Source organism: Glycomyces sp. NPDC050141 (assembly GCF_055586545.1).
This window is the reverse complement of the sequence record NZ_JBVJHZ010000039.1, coordinates 15757-36306: the sequence shown is the minus strand read 5'-3', so window position 1 is coordinate 36306 and position 20550 is coordinate 15757. Positions and strand designations below refer to the sequence as shown.

The 20550-nt window shown below is 71.4% G+C and carries 15 protein-coding genes; 10 read left to right on the top strand and 5 right to left on the bottom strand.

Features of this window, described 5'->3' with window-relative positions; translation table 11 throughout:
* The first annotated feature begins 36 nt into the window (after positions 1–36).
* Together ku and ACZ60M_RS20435 are read left to right on the top strand one after the other, a co-directional pair.
* A complete protein-coding gene (gene ku / locus ACZ60M_RS20440) occupies positions 37–921 on the top strand; it encodes a non-homologous end joining protein Ku (RefSeq protein WP_465420311.1) in 885 nt (294 codons plus the stop codon).
* Between the two features lie 3 nt (positions 922–924).
* A complete protein-coding gene (locus ACZ60M_RS20435; RefSeq protein ID WP_465420309.1) occupies positions 925–1311 on the top strand; it encodes a hypothetical protein in 387 nt (128 codons plus the stop codon).
* On the opposite strand, the gene ACZ60M_RS20430 is transcribed toward ACZ60M_RS20435, so the two are convergent.
* Positions 1312–2193 carry an AraC family transcriptional regulator gene (locus tag ACZ60M_RS20430; RefSeq protein ID WP_465420307.1) on the bottom strand — a complete coding sequence of 294 codons (882 nt, stop codon included), beginning with the start codon at positions 2191–2193 and terminating at the stop codon, positions 1312–1314.
* A gap of 57 nt (positions 2194–2250) precedes the next feature.
* Here ACZ60M_RS20430 and ACZ60M_RS20425 point away from each other — a divergent pair, with 57 nt between their 5' ends.
* The 3 genes from ACZ60M_RS20425 to ACZ60M_RS20415 are packed head-to-tail and all read left to right on the top strand — an operon-like array spanning position 2251 to position 9384.
* On the top strand, positions 2251–5844 hold the full coding sequence (locus ACZ60M_RS20425; RefSeq protein ID WP_465420305.1) for a DUF5107 domain-containing protein: 3594 nt from the start codon (positions 2251–2253) through the stop codon (positions 5842–5844).
* A gap of 1 nt (position 5845) precedes the next feature.
* Positions 5846–8128 (top strand): beta-galactosidase, encoded by a 2283-nt coding sequence (locus tag ACZ60M_RS20420; RefSeq protein WP_465420303.1) that lies wholly within the window; start codon positions 5846–5848, stop codon positions 8126–8128.
* Positions 8125–9384 (top strand): cellulase-like family protein, encoded by a 1260-nt coding sequence (locus tag ACZ60M_RS20415; RefSeq protein WP_465420301.1) that lies wholly within the window; start codon positions 8125–8127, stop codon positions 9382–9384. The genes ACZ60M_RS20420 and ACZ60M_RS20415 overlap by 4 nt, the downstream gene beginning before the upstream one ends.
* A gap of 33 nt (positions 9385–9417) precedes the next feature.
* Here ACZ60M_RS20415 and ACZ60M_RS20410 read toward each other — a convergent pair whose 3' ends face one another.
* A complete protein-coding gene (locus tag ACZ60M_RS20410) occupies positions 9418–9687 on the bottom strand; it encodes a glutaredoxin family protein (RefSeq protein ID WP_465420299.1) in 270 nt (89 codons plus the stop codon).
* Between the two features lie 97 nt (positions 9688–9784).
* Here ACZ60M_RS20410 and ACZ60M_RS20405 point away from each other — a divergent pair, with 97 nt between their 5' ends.
* Both ACZ60M_RS20405 and ACZ60M_RS20400 read left to right on the top strand, forming a co-directional pair.
* The gene (locus ACZ60M_RS20405) at positions 9785–10642 is read left to right on the top strand and encodes a deoxyribonuclease IV (RefSeq protein WP_465420297.1); all 858 of its coding nucleotides are present in this window, start codon (positions 9785–9787) and stop codon (positions 10640–10642) included.
* Positions 10643–10812: 170 nt separating this feature from the next.
* Positions 10813–12006, top strand: a complete 1194-nt coding sequence (locus ACZ60M_RS20400; protein WP_465420295.1) for a glycosyltransferase — start codon at positions 10813–10815, stop codon at positions 12004–12006.
* A gap of 62 nt (positions 12007–12068) precedes the next feature.
* Here ACZ60M_RS20400 and ACZ60M_RS20395 read toward each other — a convergent pair whose 3' ends face one another.
* Complete coding sequence (locus tag ACZ60M_RS20395; RefSeq protein WP_465420293.1) at positions 12069–12749, bottom strand: EF-hand domain-containing protein; 681 nt, start codon at positions 12747–12749, stop codon at positions 12069–12071.
* Positions 12750–12934: 185 nt separating this feature from the next.
* On the opposite strand from ACZ60M_RS20395, the gene ACZ60M_RS20390 reads away from it, so the two are divergent.
* From ACZ60M_RS20390 to ACZ60M_RS20380, 3 genes are read left to right on the top strand one after another with little or no spacing between them, the layout of a single operon-like run.
* Positions 12935–14434, top strand: a complete 1500-nt coding sequence (locus tag ACZ60M_RS20390; protein ID WP_465420291.1) for a hypothetical protein — start codon at positions 12935–12937, stop codon at positions 14432–14434.
* A gap of 55 nt (positions 14435–14489) precedes the next feature.
* Entirely contained in the window at positions 14490–15779 is a 1290-nt protein-coding gene (locus ACZ60M_RS20385; RefSeq protein ID WP_465420290.1) for an MFS transporter, read from the top strand.
* A 57-nt stretch (positions 15780–15836) separates the two neighbouring features.
* Positions 15837–16886: an AI-2E family transporter gene (locus ACZ60M_RS20380; protein ID WP_465420288.1), complete on the top strand. Its 1050-nt coding sequence runs from the start codon at positions 15837–15839 to the stop codon at positions 16884–16886.
* A gap of 71 nt (positions 16887–16957) precedes the next feature.
* Here ACZ60M_RS20380 and ACZ60M_RS20375 read toward each other — a convergent pair whose 3' ends face one another.
* Both ACZ60M_RS20375 and ACZ60M_RS20370 read right to left on the bottom strand, forming a co-directional pair.
* Entirely contained in the window at positions 16958–19759 is a 2802-nt protein-coding gene (locus tag ACZ60M_RS20375; RefSeq protein ID WP_465420286.1) for an FtsX-like permease family protein, read from the bottom strand.
* Positions 19759–20475: an ABC transporter ATP-binding protein gene (locus tag ACZ60M_RS20370; protein ID WP_465420284.1), complete on the bottom strand. Its 717-nt coding sequence runs from the start codon at positions 20473–20475 to the stop codon at positions 19759–19761. Before ACZ60M_RS20370 ends, ACZ60M_RS20375 begins: the two co-directional genes overlap by 1 nt.
* Positions 20476–20550: the final 75 nt, after the last annotated feature.

Here is a 20550-nt window from a genome sequence, read left to right as displayed (position 1 = left end):
TGCTCTCATCGTGACCGTGGGTGTCATGCTGTGACCATGCCTGCGATCTGGACCGGAGTGATCGCGTTCGGGCTGGTGAGCATCCCCGTCAGCCTGCGATCGGCCACGTCCAACCACGACGTCTCCATGCACCAGTACCACGCGGCCGACGGCGGCCGCATCCGCTACCAGAAGGTCTGCGAGCTCGACGACGAGGTCGTGCCGGCCGGGGACATCGTCAAAGGCGTCGACCACGAGAGCGGCGAAGTCGTCCTCCTCGACGACGACGAACTCGAGGACCTGCCCGTCAGCTCCTCGAAGACCATCGAGGTCGTCCAGTTCGTCAGCAGCGACCAGATCGACCCCATCCACTACGAGCGGTCCTACTACGCCGACCCCGGCAAGGCCGCCGGGAAGCCGTACGTGCTCCTGCGCGAAGCCCTCGAGGAGTCCGGCAAGATCGCGATCGTCAAGGTCGCCCTGCGCCGCCGCGAAAGCCTCGCGGCCCTGCGGCCCCGCGACGAGATGCTCGTCCTGCACACCATGCTCTGGCCCGACGAGATCCGCGCCCCCGAGACCGGCGGCCTCGAGAAAAGCGAGGCCCGCAAGCAGGAACTCCAGATGGCCGCCACCCTCATCGACGCCATGACCGGCGACTTCGACCCCGAGGAGTACAGCGACGACTACCAGGAGGCCCTGCGGGCCCTCATCGACGCCAAGGCGCGCGGCGGCAAGCGGCCCGCCAAGTCCAAGGCCGAATCGCCCAAAGCCAAGGTCATCAGCCTCATGGACGCCCTCCAGAAGAGCGTCGAGGCGAAGGAGACCGGCCGCAGGCCCGCCAAGAAGACCGCGAAGAAAGCCGCCAAGAAGTCCACCGCGCGGGGGCCCGCTGCGAAGAAGACCGCGAAGCAGACCGCGGCCCGCAAGCCGAAGAGCGCCTGAGCCGTGAACAGCCTCGAATCCGCGCGCGACAGCGCCGCCGCAGACCGGTACCCCTTGCCGGACTGGAAGGTCGACACCAAGTTCAAGCAGGACCTGACGTTGGCGGTCGCCGACGCGATCGGCGACGCCCTCATGTCGTGGCCCGCGGACCTCACGGTGAAGTTCCACGCCGAGCGCGTCACCGCCGCCGTCCGCACCGCGCTCAACCCGCACCTGGACTGGCTGCACGACAGTGTGACTGACGGCTTCAGCTACCCCGGCGACGTGCTCGTCTCCTACGTCACCCAGCTGACCTTGACCCGCCCCGGCGAGCACCTGGACGTCGAGCACTACCGCGAACTGCTGCGCTCCTTCCGCGCCCACCTCGTGATGCAGGCCCACAAGTACTAGTCAGGTGCCTTGCGGCCGTTGACGATACGCGCTCGGCGTCAGGCCATGGTGCCGGTTGAACTGGCGCGAGAAGTACATCGGGTCGTCGAAACCCGTCTCGCGCGCGATCGCCGCCACGGCCAGATCCGTGCCGTCGAGCAGCTCCCGGGCCCGCGCCATCCGCAGCTGCACCTGGTACTGGAGCGGCGAGACGCCCAAGTGCTCGCGGAACAGCGCGCTCAACTGCGACTGACTCAACCCCACCATCGAAGCGAGCGCCGCCACCGACGTGCGCCTCGGCGCGGTCGCCCGCAGATGCTCGACCGCCCGCTCCAGAGGGCTCAACTGCGAACCGGGATTGCGGCGGCCCGTCGCGACCACATGCGCGAGCGCATGCCAGGCCGCCCCCGACCCCCGGATGAGCGCCGCGCTGGTCATTCCCGCGTCGAGCGCGTCGATGACCTGCGAAACCAGGCTCGCGACCGGCGCCGGGTCCCGCAGATGCGTCACCGGCCCGCCCGCCGCCTCATGCGCCGCCCGCACCAGGCCAGCCGCGTCGGCGCCCGCGAAATGCAGCCACCACAGCGTCCACGGATCGTCCTGGGCCGCACCGTACGCATGGGCCCGACCGGCGGGCAGGAGCACCACGCCCCCGCGCGACACCGGGAACCGCGCGCCCCCGACCTCGCACCAGCCCGCGCCGCCCGTGCACACCAGCAGCAGGTGCTCGGCCGCGCCCCCAGGCCGCGACCGCCCGTGCCGCGCGGCATGAGGGAAGTACCCGGCATCGGTGACCAGGAGCTTCCCCGTCACCGGGTGCCGCAGCGCCTGCTCGACAGCAGCGCGGGGGACCACGAGCATCCGCTGCCCCGCGAAACCCTCGCTGATCGGTGGTTCGTCCATACCCGCCATTGAAATGACCATAGGCACCGCATGTCAAGCCCGCATAAGGTCGAACACATGCCGAACGAAGAGTCGAGGATCGTCCTACCCCCAGCCCCGGCGGCCCTCGCGGACCGGCCGGTGAAGGCCTGGCGCGAACCCGTCGCCATCGACTCCTACGCCCCCGCCGCACCCGACCGGTACCCCGCCTACCTGGACCAGCGCGTCTACCAGGGCTCCTCCGGCGCGGTCTACCCGCTGCCGTTCATCGACGCCGTGGCGCGGGAGAAGGCCCCGCGCGACTGGGACGCCATCCACCTCGAGAACGCGTACGTGCGGCTCATGGTCCTCCCCGAACTCGGCGGCCGCATCCACATCGGCCTCGACAAGACCCGCGGCTACGACTTCTTCTACCGCAACGACGTCATCAAACCCGCCCTCGTCGGCCTCGCCGGGCCCTGGGTCTCCGGCGGCGTCGAGTTCAACTGGCCCCAGCACCACCGGCCCGCCACGCACCTGCCCGTCGAGACGCTGATCGAGTCCGAAGAGGACGGATCGGTCACCGTCTGGTGCTCCGACCACGACCCGTTCGCGCGCATGCAGGGCATGCACGGCATCAGGCTGCGCCCCGACTCAGCGCTCATCGAACTGCGCGGGCACCTCGTCAACCGCACCGACGAGGTCCAGACCTTCCTGTGGTGGGCCAACGTCGCCGCCAAAGCGGGGGAGGACTACCAGTCGTTCTTCCCCGCTGATGTGCGGGTCGTGGCCGACCACGCCAAGCGCGCCACCACCACTTTCCCTGCGGCCCAAGGGCATTACTACGGCGTCGACTATCCGGGGCGCGGACCCGGCGGCGACAGGCTCGACTGGTACCGCAACATCCCGGTCCCTACCTCGTACATGTGCCTCGGCACCGAGGACGACTTCTTCGGCGGCTACGACCACGGTGCAGGAGCCGGGTTCGTGCACTGGGCCGACCACCGGATCGCGCCCGGCAAGAAGCAGTGGACCTGGGGCAACGCTCCGTTCGGGTGGGCGTGGGACGCGCACCTGACCGATGACAGCGGTCCGTATGTGGAGTTGATGGCCGGGGTGTTCACGGACAACCAGCCCGACTTCGCGTTCCTGGCGCCGGGGGAGACGAAGACGTTCTCCCAGTACTGGTACCCGATCCAGGAGATCGGGCCGGCGCATCAGGCCACATTGGATGCGGCGGTGAGCTTGGAGGTCAGGGCCGGGGCCGGGGCCGGGGTCGAGGGATTGCGGGCACGGATCGGCGCGGCGGTGACTGCGCCGCGCGCCGGCGCGCGGGTGGTGCTGCGGGCCAAGGGTCAGGTGTTGCACGAGGTCGTGACTGATCTGGCGCCCGGCTCGCCGTATGTGGAGGAAGTCGAGTTGGCGGAGGGGCTCGCGGAGACGGACCTGGAGCTGGAGGTCGAGCACGGCGGGGAGGTACTGGTGGCTTGGCGGCCTAGGGCGGCGTCGGGGGAGTGGGGCGCGACGGAGTCGAAGGAGGCCCGGCCGGTCGAGGCTCGTGCGGCGGAGCCGAAAGCGCCCGCCGTCGAGCCCGCGACCGAACCGCCTGCGCCTGAGGCGATCCCGTCGACCGACGAGCTGTACCTGACCGGCCTCCACCTCGACCAGTACCGCCACGCGACCCGCTCGCCCGAGCCGTACTGGCACGAAGCGCTCCGCCGCGACCCCGGCGACGCCCGATGCAACACCGCGCTGGCGGCCCGTCTCGCCAGCGCCGGGCGACTCTCGGAAGCGGAGGCGCATCTGCGCACCGCTGTCGAGCGGCTGACCCGTCGTAACCCGAACCCGCGCGACGGCGAGGCGCACTACCGGCTCGGCGCGGTACTGGCCAGGCAGGGGCGTGAGGCCGAAGCCGTTGCGGCCTTCGGGAAAGCGGGCTGGGATAGTGCCTGGGCGGATGCGGCCGCCGTCGCGACCGCCCGGCTCGATCTCGCTGCCGGTCGCGACGCGGAACCCGGGCTACGAGAGGTCGTCGCCCGCAGCCCGCGCCATACGCAGGCCCGGAACCTCCTGGCCGTCGCGGTGCTTCGCCGCGACCGCGAGGACCGCAACGGCCGCGAGAACCGGGGCGACGGCGCCAGCGCAGCCCGAATCGTTCGCGACACCTTGCGCGACAACCCGCTCGACGCGTGGGCCCGCGACCTCGCGACGCGTTTCGGCCTTGACGCCGAGCAGACGGCGGACCCTGCGCCTGCTCCGCCGACGAGGCCGACTTCCGACCCGACGATCGCCCTCGACATCGCCCTCGAATACCGCGCGATCGGCGAGGACGAAGCCGCCATCGACTCCTTCGCGAACGCCGCCAGGCTCGCCCCCGCCGCCGGGCAGGTCAATGTCGCTCCTCTCGCATGGCTCCACCGCGCCGACCTCGCCTTCGAGCGCGGCGACGAGGCCGCCGCCGAGCTTGCGCTGCAAGTGGTTCGCGACCTCGACCGCACCTGGTGCTTCCCGACGCGCACCGAGGACGACGCCCTCGCCCGCTTGCGCGAGCGCCGCCCCGACGACCCGGTCATCGCCGGTCTCGCCGGGCACCGTCTCTACGCGGCGGGCCGTCAGCGCGAAGCGATCGCTGCCTGGGAGATCGCCGCTTCGACGGGCGATCCGGTGGTGCTCCGCAATCTCGGCGTCGCCGCCTACAACGTGGAAGGCGATCCGGAACGCGCCGCGCGCTGGTACGGGCGCGCCCGCGCCGCCGCGCCCGACGACGCGCGGCTGCTGTACGAGGCCGACCATCTCGACGCCCGGAGGGGCGTCAGCCCCGAGAAGCGCGTTGCAGCCCTGGAGGATCGGCGCGATCTGGTCGATTCGCGGGACGACCTCGCGGTGCAGTTCGCCGAGCTCCTCAGCGCGGTGGGCCGAGCAGCCGACGCGCTCGATGTGCTTACCGGCCACGCCTTCCAGCCGTGGGAGGGAGGCGAAGGCCGAGTCCTCGCGGCCTGGGAGGTTGCCCACGGTGACCTTGCGCAGCAAGCATTGACGGGAGCGGGAGCAGCCGCTGAGGCGGGCGCGATCGCCTCCGCCACGGCCACGCGTGCCCGCGCGGGCGCGGAGTCGGGCTCGGAAGAGGCAACAGCGGCGGAAACGAACCCGCCCTCGTACGCCGTCACCCACGCTCATGCCGCGCTCGCTCCGGTTCCGAGCCTCGGCGAGGCTCGCCATCCGCTCGCCAATACCGCCGACCTTCATCTCCTCCTCGGCGACGCCCTCGCCGCCAACGGTGACCAAACCGGCGCACGCCTCGCCTGGCAGCAGGCCGCCGCCCAGCACGGCGACTTCCAGACCATGCAGGTACAAACCCACTCCGAGCACACCGCCGCCTCGGTCACCGCGCTCCGCCGCCTCGGCGACACCAAAGCGGCCCAAGCGCTCCGCGACGACCTCGCCCGCTACATCGAAGCGCAGGCCGACACCGTCGCCACCATCGACTACTTCGCGACCTCACTCCCCGCCATGCTGCTCTTCACCACCGACCTCCAAGCCGCCCACGACACCCGGGTCCTCGTCCTGCGCGCGCAACTCGCGCTCCTCGACGCGGCACCCGAACGGGCCGCCGCCCTGGCCCTCGAAGCCCTCGACCGCGACCACCTCAACCCGGCGGCCCGCGCCGTCGCCGCCGAAGCCGCGAAGGAATGACATGAACAACCTCCAAGTCTTCAGGCCCACACCGCCCGTCCGCGACCACCTGCCGTACGGCGAGCCCGCCGGTGCGCCCGACCGCATCGCGGTCACCAGCCGCTACCTCGAGCGCGACGGCCGCCCGTGGATGCCGGTCACCGGCGAGATCCACTACTCCCGTATCCCGCGCGAGCGCTGGAGCGAAGTCCTCGGCCACGCCCGCGCGGGCGGACTCGACTCCGTCGCGACCTACATCTTCTGGGCCGCACACGAACCCGAGCCCGGCCGCTTCGACTGGACCGGCAACCGCGACCTGCGCGCGTTCGTCGAAACCGCAGCCGCCCACGGCCTCGACGTCATCGCCCGCCTCGGCCCTTGGGGCCACGGCGAGTACCGCAACGGCGGCTTCCCCGACTGGCTCCTCGCCCGCGACCTCAAACCCCGCACGAACGACCCGGCCTACCTCGAACTCGTGCGGCCCCTCTACGCCCAGATCGCCGCCCAGCTCCAAGGCCTGACCCACACCGAGGGCGGCCCGGTCCTCGGCGCGCAGGTCGACAACGAGCTGTACGACCAGCCCGAGCACCTGCGCACCCTGCGCGAGATCGCCGAGGCCGCCGGGCTGCGCGTCCCCATCTGGACCGCGACCGGCTGGGGCGGCGCCCAGGTTCCCGACAACCTGCTGCCCGTGTACGGCGCCTATGCCGACGGCTTCTGGGAGGACGAGACCACCGAGTGGCCCGCCTTCGCGCCCCTCCACTTCCGGTACTCCGAGGTTCGCGACGACCTCAGCGTGGGCGCCGACCTCCGCGAAGCCCTCGACGGCATCACCACCACTGAGACCAAAGAGGACAAGCTGCGGCCCTTCGCCACCTGCGAACTCGGCGGCGGCATGCACGTGGCCTACCACCGCCGACCCCTCGTCTCGCCCGAGGACGTCGCCAACCTCGCCCTCGCCAAGATCGGCTCCGGCTCGGCCTGGCAGGGCTTCTACATGTACGCGGGCGGCACCCAGCGCACCGGACCCCAAGGGACCGAACAGGAATCGCAGGCTACCGGGTACCCCAACGACGTGCCGCAGCTGTCCTACGACTTCCACGCGCCGATCGGCGAGCACGGCCAGATCCGCCCGCACCACCACCTGCTTCGCCGCCAGCACCTCTGGCTCCGCGAAGAAGGCCACCGGATCGCCGCCATGGACGCACATATAGGCGGCGGCAGCGAGGACCCCGGCGACCTGCGGTGGGCCGTCCGGTCGGACGGCACCAGCGGCTACCTGTTCCTGACCACCTACCAGCCGCCGAAGCAGCCCATCGCGGGTCAGAACGGCGTCCAGTTCACGGTCCGCTTCGAAGACGAGACCGTGACCGTCCCGACCGTCCCTGTCGACGTGCCCGCCGGGCACTCCTTCGCCTGGCCGCTCCGGTACGCGCTCACGTCTGACCTTGCACTTCGAAGTGCCACAGCGCAACTGCTCACCCGTCTGGACGACCTCGTCGTCTTCGCCGCTGCCGACGGCATCCCGGTTGAGATCGTCCTCGGCGACGGTTCCATCGTGGAGCTTCCTTCGCCTCCCGGCCCGGACTGTGTCGTGTCGCTAGACGGCGTGCGTCTCCTGGTGCTCGACGAAGCGAGTGCGAACCGCCTCTACCGGCTTCCGATCGCCGGGCGCGACCGACTCGTCGTTTCCGACGCGCCGGTCTACGCCGAAGCGGGCGACCTCGTCGTCCATACCGAGGCGCCGCAGGCGAGCATCGCGGTCTGGCCCGCTCCTGACGGCTTCACCGGCGCTGACCTCGACCTGCCTCGGGATCAGGATCTTTGGCGCATATGGACTCTGCGTGCGCATGATGCCGGGCCCGTTCCGGTCCCGGTCGAGGACAACCCCGAAACCGGACCCGCGCCCGCCCCCGCGCGCGGCGGCCCGATGCACCGCCTCAGCGCTCCGCGCGACTACGCGAACGCCGCCGTCGTCCACCTCGACATCCCCGACTTCGACACGGACCGGGCCCTGCTGCGTCTCCAGTGGACCGGCGACGTCGGCCGCGCCTACATCGGCGACCGCTTCGTCTCCGACCACTTCTGGCACGGCCGCCCCTGGGACATCGACCTCACACCGCACCGCGACGCCCTCGCCGAGCACGACCTACGTCTCGAACTCCTGCCCTGGCGGCGCGCCACGGGCGTCTGGGTCGACCCGTCCGTGCGCGACGCCGCAGACGGCGTCCACATTGCTTCAGCCACCCTGATCCGGGTCGGCAAGGCCCGCCTCGAACCCACGACCAACAAGGAGCACCAGTGATACCCGACCACCTGCCCGAACGCCTGGCGATCACCCTCTGGGACTTCTCCTGGTACGTGCGCACCGGCCCCGGCGAGCCGTTCGAGGACCTCGACGCCGCGTTCGCCCGCGCCGTCGACCTCGGCTACAACGCCGTGCGGATCTGCGCGATGCCGTTCCTGCTCTTCAGGTCCGGCATCGACACCACCGCGCTGCGCCTCGAACCCCTCGGCGGCGAGTACGGCTCGCGGGTCCGCTGGTACGACGTGCGCGAGCCCACCGTGATCGACGCGAAGGCCCACCTGCTCGACCTGTGCCGCGCCGCCGACCGCCACGGCGTCAAGGTCATCGCCTCCTCCTGGGAGTACCAGCAGAGCCCGGCCTTCGCCGACAATCCGGCCTGGTACGAGGCGCTGCACGCGGTCGACCCCGAAGACCGGCTCACCGTGCTCGCCGAGGCCCAGGCCGACTTGGTCGACTACCTGGCCGAACACGGTCTCGCGCATGTCATCGCGTGCGTCGAGCCGCACAACGAAGTCCAGATCGGACACCTCACGGCCCGGCTGCCCGGCATCGAGGACGCCGTGGTCGAACTCCAGGGCCGCCTCGAAGCCGGGATCGCCGCGTTCCAGGCCCGCCACCCCGAAGTCCTGTGCGCCCCGAACTACGGCGGCGTCCCGGTCGGGTCCCTGCGCGGCCTGCCGCGCAACGCGACCGCGCTCGCCTTCCACCCCTACGTGTACGGCGTCCTCGACGACCTGGTCGAGGAGTTCGGCCTCCGCCGCGATCCGGCGCTGTTCGATCAGGAACTCGCCGACGCCGAACTGCTCCGCCCCGGCGCCCCGCCGCTCGCCGAATGGCGGCTGCCCGAAGCGAACGCGTGGAAGCTGAAGGCCTCGATCATGCAGCCTGCCGAGATCTACGTCCACGACTGGTGCGACCCCGAGAAGTTCGACCGGTGGCTCTACGACCGCTATGGGGCCCACCGGATCGCGATGGCGAACCGCCTGCGCGACTGGATCGATACGGCCGCCGACCACGCGGCCCGCCTAGGCGTCCCGCTGTTCTTCGGTGAAGGCTGGGTCGGCTACACGCCCCGCGACGGCCGCTTCGAGGAAGGCCCGGTCGGCGCCCAGATCTGCCGCGACGCGATCGCCCATTCCGTGCGCGTCGGCGCGTGGGGCTCGATCGTCTGCTCTAACGCGGCCCCGCAGCATCCCATGTGGGCCGACGAGGCCCTGCAGCGCGAATGCAACGCCGCGCTCCTCGAAAAATAGCAGCGGGGCCCGGGTCAGACCCGGGCCCAACGCTTAAGAAAGGATCGCGAGCTCTCGCAGCTTCGCCTCGACCTCGGCGTTGCTCGGCTCGACGTGGTGCGTCCCGTCCGGGTAGACCACGACCGGGATGTTCGTGCGGCCCGAGATGGCCTGCGCCTTCCCGGCGGCGGCCGGGTCGGCCTCGAGGTCGACGTAGTCGAAACCGATCGCGAGCTCGTCGAGCTGCCGCTTCGTGCGCCGGCAGTCCCCGCACCACTCGGCCCCGTACACGCGGATCGCAGTGCTGTTCGCGGCGTTCGCCATGTCGTTTCCCCCTTCGGTCTCCTCCGCTAATGTAGGCGCCTGCGGGCGCGGGCGGTAGCGCCGGAGCCGGTGACTTCGCAGATAACAGGGGGACCAGGTGGGAACGGACAAGGCAGCGCACCGCGTCGGCGCGCACGTCCCGGTTGCGGGCGGGCTCGTCAAGAAAGGCCTGGCCAACGCGGACGAGTACGAGGTCGAGACGCTGCAGGTGTTCCTCGGCTCCCCGCGCGGATGGGCCCCGCCCCGCGTCGACCCCGACGTGGCCGCGGAGTTCCGCGAGCAGTGCGCCGAACGCGGCTGGCCGGTCTTCGTGCACGCCGCCTACCTGCTGAACCTCGCCTCGCCCGAGAAGGAAGCGGTCCAGAAGTCGGTCGAGCACCTGCGCCTCGCGTTGAGCGCTGCGGGGCAGATCGGCGCGGCCGGGGTCGTCGTGCACGCCGGTTCGTCGATCGACGGCGACCGGTCCGCCGCGCTCAAGCGGCTCCGCAAGGCCTACCGCGCCGCCCTCAAAGACGCGCCGCCGTCCGTGCGGCTCCTGGTCGAGCCCACCGCCGGAGGCGCCAACTCGATGGCGTGGACCTTCGCGACCGCTGGCGAGTACCTCGACGCCGTCGGCATCGCGGAAGTCGGCCTCTGCCTCGACACCTGCCACCTGCACGCCGCCGGGGAAGACCTCGCCGACCGGGACGGCCTCGAAGCCTCGCTCGAAGCCCTGAACGCCGCCGTCGGGCCCGGCCGGATCGGCCTGATCCACTACAACGACAGCAAGGACCCGATGGACTCGCGCCGCGACCGGCACGAGACGCTCGGCGAAGGCATTCTCGGCGACGACGGCCTCCGCTCCGTCGCCGCGAGCCCCGCGCTGGCCGGCATCCCGCTCATCGTGGAGACCCCGACCCAGGCCCGCGACGTCGCCCACGCGAAGCGGCTCGTCCAGGAGGCCGCCCGCCTCTGATCGTCCCGATGAATGGGACCTGTCCCTTATCGAATGCACTTTCCGGTGATAATCTGGGCGTGATCCCCACAAAGGACCCCTGCTGACGGTCCCCGGACTCGCTCGTCCCCGCGAGTTCCGTTGCAGCACTGCGCGTTCCTAGCGCTCACTCCGTCTTAGAAAGTAGGGTCATGACTGACTCCCGTCCGCTGAGGGTGTTGTTCGTCGCCTTCAGCCGCTCCAGCCTCGGCCACGTGACGCGCATGCGCACGGCCGCAAGGCGATTCGCCGACGCCGGGCACACCGTGGCCGTCGCCGTCCACGAAGAGGCCCGGCACCTCGTGGAACACGCAGGGCTGCAGTGGATCGGCATCGACGAGATCGGGCCCGCCCCGGCCTGGCGGGGCATGGACGACGTCGCGAGCCTGCGTGCGTTCGCGCGCACGCGGCTCGCCAGCCCCATCTACGTGCGCTCGTCCCTGCGCGACGAGCTGCGGGCGATCGACGAGTTCGCGCCCGACGCCGTGGTCAGCGACATGCGCAACACCGCCTCGGTGGCGGCTTCGATGCGCGGCCTGCCGAGCTTCACCTGCCACAACCTGCGCCTGTTCAAACACCCGATGCACGCGGTGCTCCCGGAGATCCTGGCGACCCTCGAAGCCGTCGAGGTCGAACCCGAGCACCGCAGGCCTCTGGGGGACGCGGTGCTCGTGCCCGACCTGCCGCTGCTCGACCCGCTCTCGGAGGTCCCGGCCGAGACCGCCGGGCTCGTGGCGGGCCTGACCGCCGAGATCCGCCACATCGGACCGCTCGTGCCCAGTGAGCTGCTGGCGCAACCGGTCCGGACTCAACGCGAGCCGGTCCTGAATATCACGCTCGGCGGCTCGGGCGCGGGGGACAAGGACCTGCTGCGCGTCGTCGCCGCCGCGAGCGGCCTCGGCGTGCGCCTGGCGGTGACGCTCGGTGCAGAAGGGCCCGAGAGCGACGCGCTCGCCGACCAGGTCCGGGCCGCCGCCGGTGACGCGGAGATCGAGGTCGCGGGGTTCCGGCACGACGCGGTCGACCTGATGTCCCGCAGCGTCGCCGCCGTCATCCACGGTGGACACTCCTCGATGGTCGAGGGACTGCTGTGCGCGACCCCGCTCGTGTTCACGCCCCACTCCGCCGAGCAGCGCGGCAACGCCGCCCGCGTCGCCGGGATCGGCCTCGGCACCGTTGCAGGCGAAGACGATCCGATCGAGGCCCTGACGCAGGCGATCCAGGCCGCGCTCGATGCCGACCGCGAACCGCACACCGCGTTCGCCGCGGTCCTGCGCTCGGCCGACGGCGCGGGCGCGATGCTCGAACTCGTCGAACGCGCGGTCGCCCTGCGCCGCTTGCAATAAGCGCACTCCGCGCACAGGCGAGGCCCGGGGCGACCGCCCCGGGCCTCGCCTGTGCGTTCCCGTCAGAAGTCCGCCGGGGACAGTATCGGGCTGCCGACCTTCCCCATGAGGTCGTTCGCCGGGTGGTTCCGCTCGGTGCCGAGGAAGAACCCGAAGATCGCGCCGCGCCACTCGTCCGGCGAGATCCGGTTGTCGTGGTCGGCGTCCAGGTACTCGAACACGCGGTGGCTCTCCTGGTAGTCCACGCCGTTCCAGTTGCGCAGCAGCTGCACGAACTCGCCGGAGCTGATGAGGCCGTCGCCGTCCGCGTCGGCGATCGCGAAGTACGCGTCCGCGATCGAGGCGAGCTTCGCCGCCGCCACGATCTGGTCGGTGAGCATGTGCTCGGCGAGCGCGGCCCGCAGCTGCCTGCGCCCCACGCGGCCGTCCTCGGCGTCGGCCTTCGGCGCGATGAACTCGGCCCACAGCCGCTGCGTGGCCTCGCGCAGCTCCAGGCCCATGGGGCTCTCGACCGGGACGCCGCGGGCGCCCAGGACGCGGGCGGCCGCGTCGTTCAGGTTCGCCTCGGTGATGTAGTCGTTCCCCTCGGTGTCGAGGGTGTCGAACCAGCGGTCGAACTTGTTCACGCGGACCCTGCCGATCGGCGCGGCCCGCCTGGACCGGACCGCCACGATGACCGCCGCCCCGGCGGCGACCGCCGTAGCCGCGGCCCCGACTGCAAGTGCTCTGGATTTCGCCTTCATGGATCTCCCGTTCCTCTTCGGTGGCCGGTTCCCACGCGGGAAAGTCCGGTTTCCTGTCCAGGTCGGATCGTGCCACGGCAGGCGCGGGCCGGGGCCTGAACGGGCGATCCGGCCCCAGAGCCGGGACCGGTCCCGAGCGACCGGTGCTCCACTGGGACGGTCCCGACGCCCCGAGGAGCGCCACCATGTACCCCCAGGCACCGACCGCGCCGCCCGTCCCCCCGCCTCCGCGACCCAAGCGCCCGGAGACCGATCCCGTCGTCGCCGTCGCCGGGAACGCCACCATGCTCGGCCTCGGCTACATCGCGATGCGCCGCCCGATCCTCGCGGCGCTCGCCCTGAGCGGCACCGGGTTCCTGCTGTGGTCTGCCGCCGTCCAGACCGAGAACCCGCTGTGGCGGTACCTGCTCCCGGCCTGGGGCCTGGCCATGATCCTCCACGCCTGGTGGCTCACCCGCCGCTCCCGCCCCGTTCCCCTCGTCGACCTCTTCGAGCCGGACCCGGCCCGCCGCCCCCGGGTCTTCGCCGTCACCGCCGCCGCGCTCGTCCTGCTCACCGTCGCGTGGTTCCGCTTCGACGCGTGGTGGATCGCCAACGACGCCGAGACCGCCCACGCCACGGGCGACTGCGAGGCGGCCACGGCCGAACTCGACCAGTTCGACGCGGTCCACCGGGTCGCCTACGGCCCCGCCGTCCTGCGCGGCGAAGAGCAGCGCGAGGCCTGCGAACTCATCCTCGCCGCCGCGGCGGACGAATCACCCACCGAAGCCGCCGCGACCATCGAGACCTACCTCGAACACCCCGGCGCGCTCTGGGACGGCGCGGGCGCCGAACGCGCCGAGTACCTGTTCGACGCCGCGCTCCTGGACTCGAACCCCCTGGCCACCGTCGAAGCAGCGTTCGCGCAGCTCACGACCACCCTCGAGGAACACCCCGACCAGTCCGGCGCCGTGCGGGCCACCGTCGAGGGCTTCATGGCCGGCCTCGCCGAAGCCCCGCCCTGCACCGGCTACCTCGTGGACGACTGGCTCGCCGCCCGGACCTGGGACGCGAAGGCCGTCACCGACCCGATCGCGGCCGCCGCAGACGGCGTCCCCGTCCGGCTCCTCGCCTGCGCCCAGCAGCGCGACGAGTCCGGCGACGCCGAAAGCGCCGGCATCCTCTTCCGCGAGTTCCTCACCGGATACCCCGACCACGAACTCGCGGGCGAAGCCGCCGACAGCATCCTCGCCTCAGGCACCTACTGCACCAACCCGGTCGCCTACACGGGCGCCCCCGACCCCGGCGGCCCCGGCCCCCACCCGATGCAGCTGGTCGGCACCTGGGACGCCGAAGGCTTCGGCTTCCCCGACTCCTGGCTCGCGGCCACCGCCGCCGAGACCGCGCTGGCCGTCTGCGTCGACGCCGAAGTGGGCGAGTTCCAGGAGTCCTGCCAGTACCGGCGGCCCGACGGGAGCACCTACTTCGCCGCGTTCTTCGCCCACCGGTTCACGATCAAGGCCTACGCGCTCCAGACCGGGGAGCTCGTCGAGGACTACGCCCGCGAGATCGGCAACCCGTGCCCCGATCGGCTCGACGGCACCTTCTCCACGATCTACTTCTCCATCTCGGACACCGCCATGACCATGGCGTCCGAATATACGGACGAGCAGTTCCGGAATATGTTCACGCCGCTCCAGGACTGAACCGGGTTCGTGCGAACGCGTCCGCCGCGACCCCGCGAGCCCTTACGTTCGAGCGATGGCGAAGCTCAACCGGCCCGTGGCGGTCGCGGCGTTCGGCACCGTCCTGGAGTGGTACGACTTCAACCTGTACCTGTACATGACGCCGATCCTCAGCGTCGTGTTCTTCGGCGACGCCGAGCAGTCCGTGCTGTGGACCCTCGGCACGTTCGCCGCCGCCTACCTGCTGCGCCCGGTCGGCGCACTCGTCTTCGGCTGGATCGGCGACCGGTACGGCCGCCGCTTCGCGCTCCTGGTCTCCGTCACCCTCATGACCCTCGTCATGTTCGCGACCGCGCTCCTGCCCACCGCCGCCACAGCCGGAGCCCTCGCCGGGGGCCTGCTCATCACCGTCCGCTGCTTCACCTCGCTCTCGGTCGGCGGCGAGTACACCGGCGCACTCACCTACGTCGTCGAGAGCGTCTCCAGCCGCCGCCGGGGCCTCGCCGCCTCGGTCACCGCCGGAGCCAGCGGCCTCGGCGCGCTCGCGGCCGCTGGTGTCACCGCCGCCTGCACGCACGCGTTCGGCACCCCCGCCATGCAGGACTGGGCCTGGCGCATCCCCGTCCTCACCGGCGCCGTTCTCGGCATCGTCCTGTTCGTCCTGCGGTTCTTCCTGCCCGAGACCGAGGCCTTCGACCGCATCAAGACCGCCGCGCAGGAACGCCCCGCCACCCGCGTCGTCGCCGGGCAGGGCTCCGCAGTGTGGCGCACGTTCGCGATCTCCGCGCTCGGCTCGGTCACCTACTACGTGGGCGTCACCTACCTGCCGACCTATCTGGACGGCGTCACCGCCATCGGCGAGGCCCGGATCCTCGACATCGCCACCGTCGCGGCCTTCGGCATCGTGCTCGTCTCGCCCGTCTTCGGCTGGCTCTCCGACCTCTTCGGACGCCGCCCGGTCATGACGGTCCTCGCCGCCGCCACCGCACTCGCGTCGATCCCGCTGTTCCTGTTCTCCGGCAGCGGCTCCGTGCCCTCCGCGATCACCGGCTCGATCGCCCTCGCGGTCCTCGCAGCCGGAGTCAGCGCGGTTGCCGCCGCCATGATCCCCGAGCAGTTCGCCGCCATGGGCCGCATGACCGGCCTCGCCCTCGGCTACAACCTCGCCGCCGCGCTCGTCGGCGGGTTCGCGCCCGTGATCGCCCAACTCCTGCTCGAAGCCACCGGCCTGCGCGCGTCCCCGGCGTTCCTCGCCGTCCTCATCGGCGTCCTCGTCATCCCGGTCGTCCTGCGCTGCCGCGAGACCGCCCGAGGCGACCTCCACGACTTCGCGCCCGCCCCCGCGCTCGGCAAGACCAGCGTGTAGCTGCGGCGGGACCCATACCGAACCCATAATCGATCCACCGGCCACAGGGGAGGCGACGTGGGGGAGCAGCGCACGGCGGGCAGTTCCGGCAGGGCGATGCTCTCGCTCGCGGCCATCTGCATCGTCGCCACCGGCGTGAAGTTCGCGGCCTGGATCATCGCGCCGCTCGTGCTCGCACTCGTCCTGGTCGTCATCGCCAGCCCCGCCCGGCGGTTCCTCGTCGCGCGCGGCTGGCCGCGCTGGGCCGGGACCCTCGCCGCGCAGGCCGTGCTCGTCGCGATCGTCCTCGCGTTCGCCCTCGTCCTCACCATCGCCGTCGCCCAGCTCTCGGCCCTCGCCCTCGACTACGGCGACGAGGCCGCCGCCGCCCGCGACGCCCTCGAAAAAGACCTCGCCTCGGTCGGCATCGGCGGTGGCGAAGGCGCCGAACTCGCCTCCCAACTGGACTTCGGCACCCTCGTGAACGCCGTGACCACCCTCCTCGGCTCCGTCACCTCCCTCGCCGCCAGCCTGTTCCTCATCCTCGGCGTGCTCCTGTTCATGGCCCTGGACGCGGGCGGCTTCGGCTCCCGCCTCGACGCGGTCGCGCGCACCTGCCCCGCGCTCGCGGACGGCCTGCGCGCCTTCGCCTCCGGCACCCGCCGCTACCTCCTGGTCGCCACTGTCTTCGGTTTCGCGGTCGCCGTGCTCGACGGCGCGGCGCTGTGGCTGCTCGGCGTCCCGCTCCCGCTCCTGTGGGCGCTGCTCGCCTTCATCACCAATTACATCCCGAACATCGGGTTCATCATCGGCCTCGTCCCGCCCGCGCTCCTCGCCCTCCTCGACGGCGGCTTCGGGACGTTCCTGTGGGTGGTCGGGATCTACTGCGCCGTCAACGTCGTCCTGCAGGTCCTGGTGCAGCCCAAGGTGGTCGGCGACAGCGTCGACCTCTCAGCGACCGTGGCCTTCGTCTCGGTGATCGGCTGGGCCTGGCTCCTCGGCGGCATCGGCGCGATCCTCGCCATCCCGCTCACGCTCCTGGTGAAGTACACGCTCATCGACGCCGACCCCCGCACCCTCTGGATCGGCGCCCTCATCGACGCGAACACCCCGAAGCGCCGCCGTTGACGCCTTAGCCGCGCCGCAACCTGACCGGGGCCCTGCCGCGAATGCGGCCGGGCCCCGGGTTTCCCTGCCTCCTAAGTGATCCGGCGTTCGCTCGGGAGGGTCGCCCTCGTGAACAGGAGCGCGCCGATCGCGGCGGTGAGCGGCACCGCCAGGAGCATGATCGCGAAGCTCGCCCACGGCAGCTCCCAGCCGTACAGCGACGGGAACGGGTACTGGACCTGCAGCGGCCGGTTCAGGGTCTCGCGGATGAGCGCGTAGCCGATGAACCCGGCGAGGGTGCCGAGCCCGGTGCCGAACACCGCGATCACCACCGTCTGCCACATCGCGAACCGCTTGCGCAGGCTGGGCGCCGCGCCGATCGCGCCGAGCGTGGACATGTCGCGCCGCTGCTCGGCCACGATCAGGCCGGTCGACACCGCAGTGGCACCGAGTGCGACCAGGGCGCAGAGCCCGGTCACGGCGATCACGAAGTAGGTCATGAACGGGTCGGTGTAGTCGACGACCACGAAGCTCGCCATCGCGTCGCCGTCGGCGATCTCCTGGTTCAACGCGGCCGCCAGCCATTCCAGGTCCTCGGCCTCGGGCTCGGTCGAGCTCGACACCAGGAACAGCCGCTGCCACGGTGAGAAGTCCATGCCCATCGACTCGGCCGCGCCGGGGCTCAGGAGCATCCGGTTGAAGCCGAGCTGTCCCTTCTCGACGGCCATTGCGGGCAGTTCGAGGCGCGTCTCCTGCGGTTCGGTCGAGCCGCCCTCCTCGTCCCAGATCGTGATCTGCTGCTGGAGGGTGACGGTCCCGGCGTCGGTGACGGCCCATTCGTCGGCGACGATCACGCCGCCCTGCTCCAGCACGGCCACGGCTTTGTCGAGTTCGGCGCCTTCGAGATCGGTGTAGGCGGCGACGACGTCGGGGTCGGTCGATCCGGCGACGTTGTCGGCGTACGCCCACGCCGGGTCGAGGGTCTCGTCGCAGCGGGGGTCTTCCCGCGCGGCCTCGATGGCGGCCTCCGCGGCCTCGTCGGTCGAGGTGTCGGCGCTCCAGTAAGGGCACTGGTTCGCCTCGGGCCGGACGGCCGTCCACTGGCAGTCGACGTCCTGGCCCGGTCCGGGCTCGACGGCGCCGCACCCGCCCCAGCCGGAGTACTCGGGCACGGGCGTCAGCTCGAGGTCGTTCAGCCGCGTCTCGAGCTTCGGTTCGACCTCCGCGAGGGCCGCGTCCCAGTCCAATTCGACATCGCTGCCGCCGTTGTTCATCAACGTCAGCGTCATCGTCCCTTGGGGGAGGTCCGTCTCCTGGTCCTGGGCGAACCGCACCGATTCGGCGGTGGCGATCATCGAGAAGGCCATGCCACCCGCGACGACGCCGAGGACGGCGGCGATCGCGGGGGCGGCCGAGCCGCGGTTGCGGCCCGCTTCGCGCAGCGCCAGGCGGGGCGAGAGCGGCATCCACCGGCCGAGTCTCGCTGCAAGCGCGAGCAGCGCGGGCGTGCAGGTGACCAGGCCGAGCTGGGCCAGGACGATCGCGGTTGCCATGAGCGGCAGGCTCCACAGCGCGACGCCGCCGATACCAGCCGCGATCCCTGCGGCCACCATCGCGAGTCCGACGGCCATCCAGCGCTTGGAGCCGCCGTGGAGGGGCGTGCGTCCCATGAGGGCCGCGATGACGTTGACGCGGGAGGCGCTGATCGCGGCGGCGAGCGCCGAGAGCAGGCCGGTGGCGACGGCGACGCCGACGAGCGCGGCCTGCAGCGCGGGCAGGATGCGAAGGCCCGCGCTGCGGTGGCCGATGAGCTGTTCCAGCCACGGCATCCCGGCGGCGACGAGGCCGACGCCGAGCGCGACCGCGGCGACGGCCGCGATGACGCCGAAGAGGACGCCGCCCGCGAGGACCGTGGCGCGGATCTGCGCCGGTGTCGCGCCGTTGGCGCTCATCAGCGCGAACTCGCGGGTGCGGCGGCGGGCGCTGATCGCGAAGGCCGGTCCGGCGAGGAGCACGACCTCCATGACGACGGCGACCACGATGAGCCCGTAGATCATGAGCTGGGCCTGGTCGACCTGCATTGAGGACTCGGCGTACCCGGGCCCGGGCGGCTCGTTCAGGAGCGATCCGGCCCAGACCGTGACGCCCAGTTCGTTGAGCGCCAGCGCGTGGTCCATGGTGAGCGTCTCGGGGGTGTCCAGGAGCCACCCCATGGGCTCGGACGGGAACGACTCGGCGATCGCCAAGGGCTCCTTGAGGTTCCACGGGATCTCGACGATGCCGCTGACGGCCAGGGTCTGGGGGCCGTCGCCGCCGTCCACGACGAGGTCGTCGCCGACGCCGATGCCGAGCACGTCGGCGGCGGCCGCGTTGACGACGGTCTCGCCCTGTTTCGGCGCGCCGCCTTCGAGGTACTCGATGCCCGCCGCCGCGTACAGCTCGTCGCCGAGGTCGTAGCCGTAGCCCTGCAGCGGTGCGAGCCCGTCGTCGGTCTCGGCCTGGAGGGCGGCGCCCGTACCGGTCTGGTGGCTGTAGGGCGCGATCCGCGACCCGGCCGGGAGCGCGGCGAGGAGGTCGGTGTCGGACACGGGTTGTTCGGGGATCTCCTCGGTGCCCTCCTCACCGGGCACGTCGTAGGTGATCCAGGGGGAGTTCCAGTTCATCTGCTCGATCGGGACGCCGGGGACGGCGATCTCGATGTAGGCGTCGTTCGCCCCGAGGTACTGCTCCGCGGTCTCCTCTTCGGAGAGCTGGGACGTGTCGAACGCGGTGGCGCCGATGGCGACGCCGAGGAGCGGCAGCCCTAGGAGCGTGATGGAGAGGACCGACCGTCCCTTGTAGCGCCATGCCTCGCGGCGCGCGATCCTGAAGGCGAGTCGTTGGCTGGCGAGCATTACTGCGCCCCTTCGAGAAGCGTTTCGGCTCCGGCGGGAGCGGCGGAGTCGACGATGCGTCCGTCCTGGAGGTAGACGACGCGGTCGGCCCAGCCTGCGTGGCGGGCGTCGTGGGTGACGAGGAGTCCGGCGGCGCCGGCGTCGCAGCGGCGGCGCAGGAGTTTCAGGACTTCTTCGCCGGTGTGTGAGTCGAGGGCGCCGGTGGGTTCGTCGGCGAGGACGAGGCGCCGTTCGCCGATCAACGCGCGGGCGATGGCGACGCGTTGTGCTTGGCCGCCGGAGATCTCGTCGGGGAACCGGTCGGCCTGTTTGGTGTCGAGGCCGACTTCTTCGAGGGCGGCGAGCGCGAGCTTGCGGGCTTTGCCGGCGGAGAGCCCGTCGAGTTCCAAAGGCAGGGCGGCGTTCTCGGCGGCGGTGAGGCTGGGGACGAGGTTGTAGTCCTGGAAGACGTACCCGACGCTGCGGCGCCGGAGTGCGGCGAGTTTCTTCTTGTTGAGCGAGGCGAGGACGGTGCCTTCGACGAGGACTTCGCCCGTGGTGGGGGCGTCGAGGCCTCCGGCGAGGTTGAGCAGGGTCGACTTGCCGGACCCGGAGGGGCCCATGATGGCGACGAGTTCACCGGCATTGATGTGGAGCTCGGCGTCGACGAGGGCGTGGACGAGGTTCTCGCCGGTGCCGTGGGTACGGCTCACGCCTTTCAGATACAGCACGGTCATGGGACATCACCGATTCTGTCGGAGGGTGGTTGGAGGTGTGCTGCGAGAAGGATACGCAGTAGGCAATATCGAGTA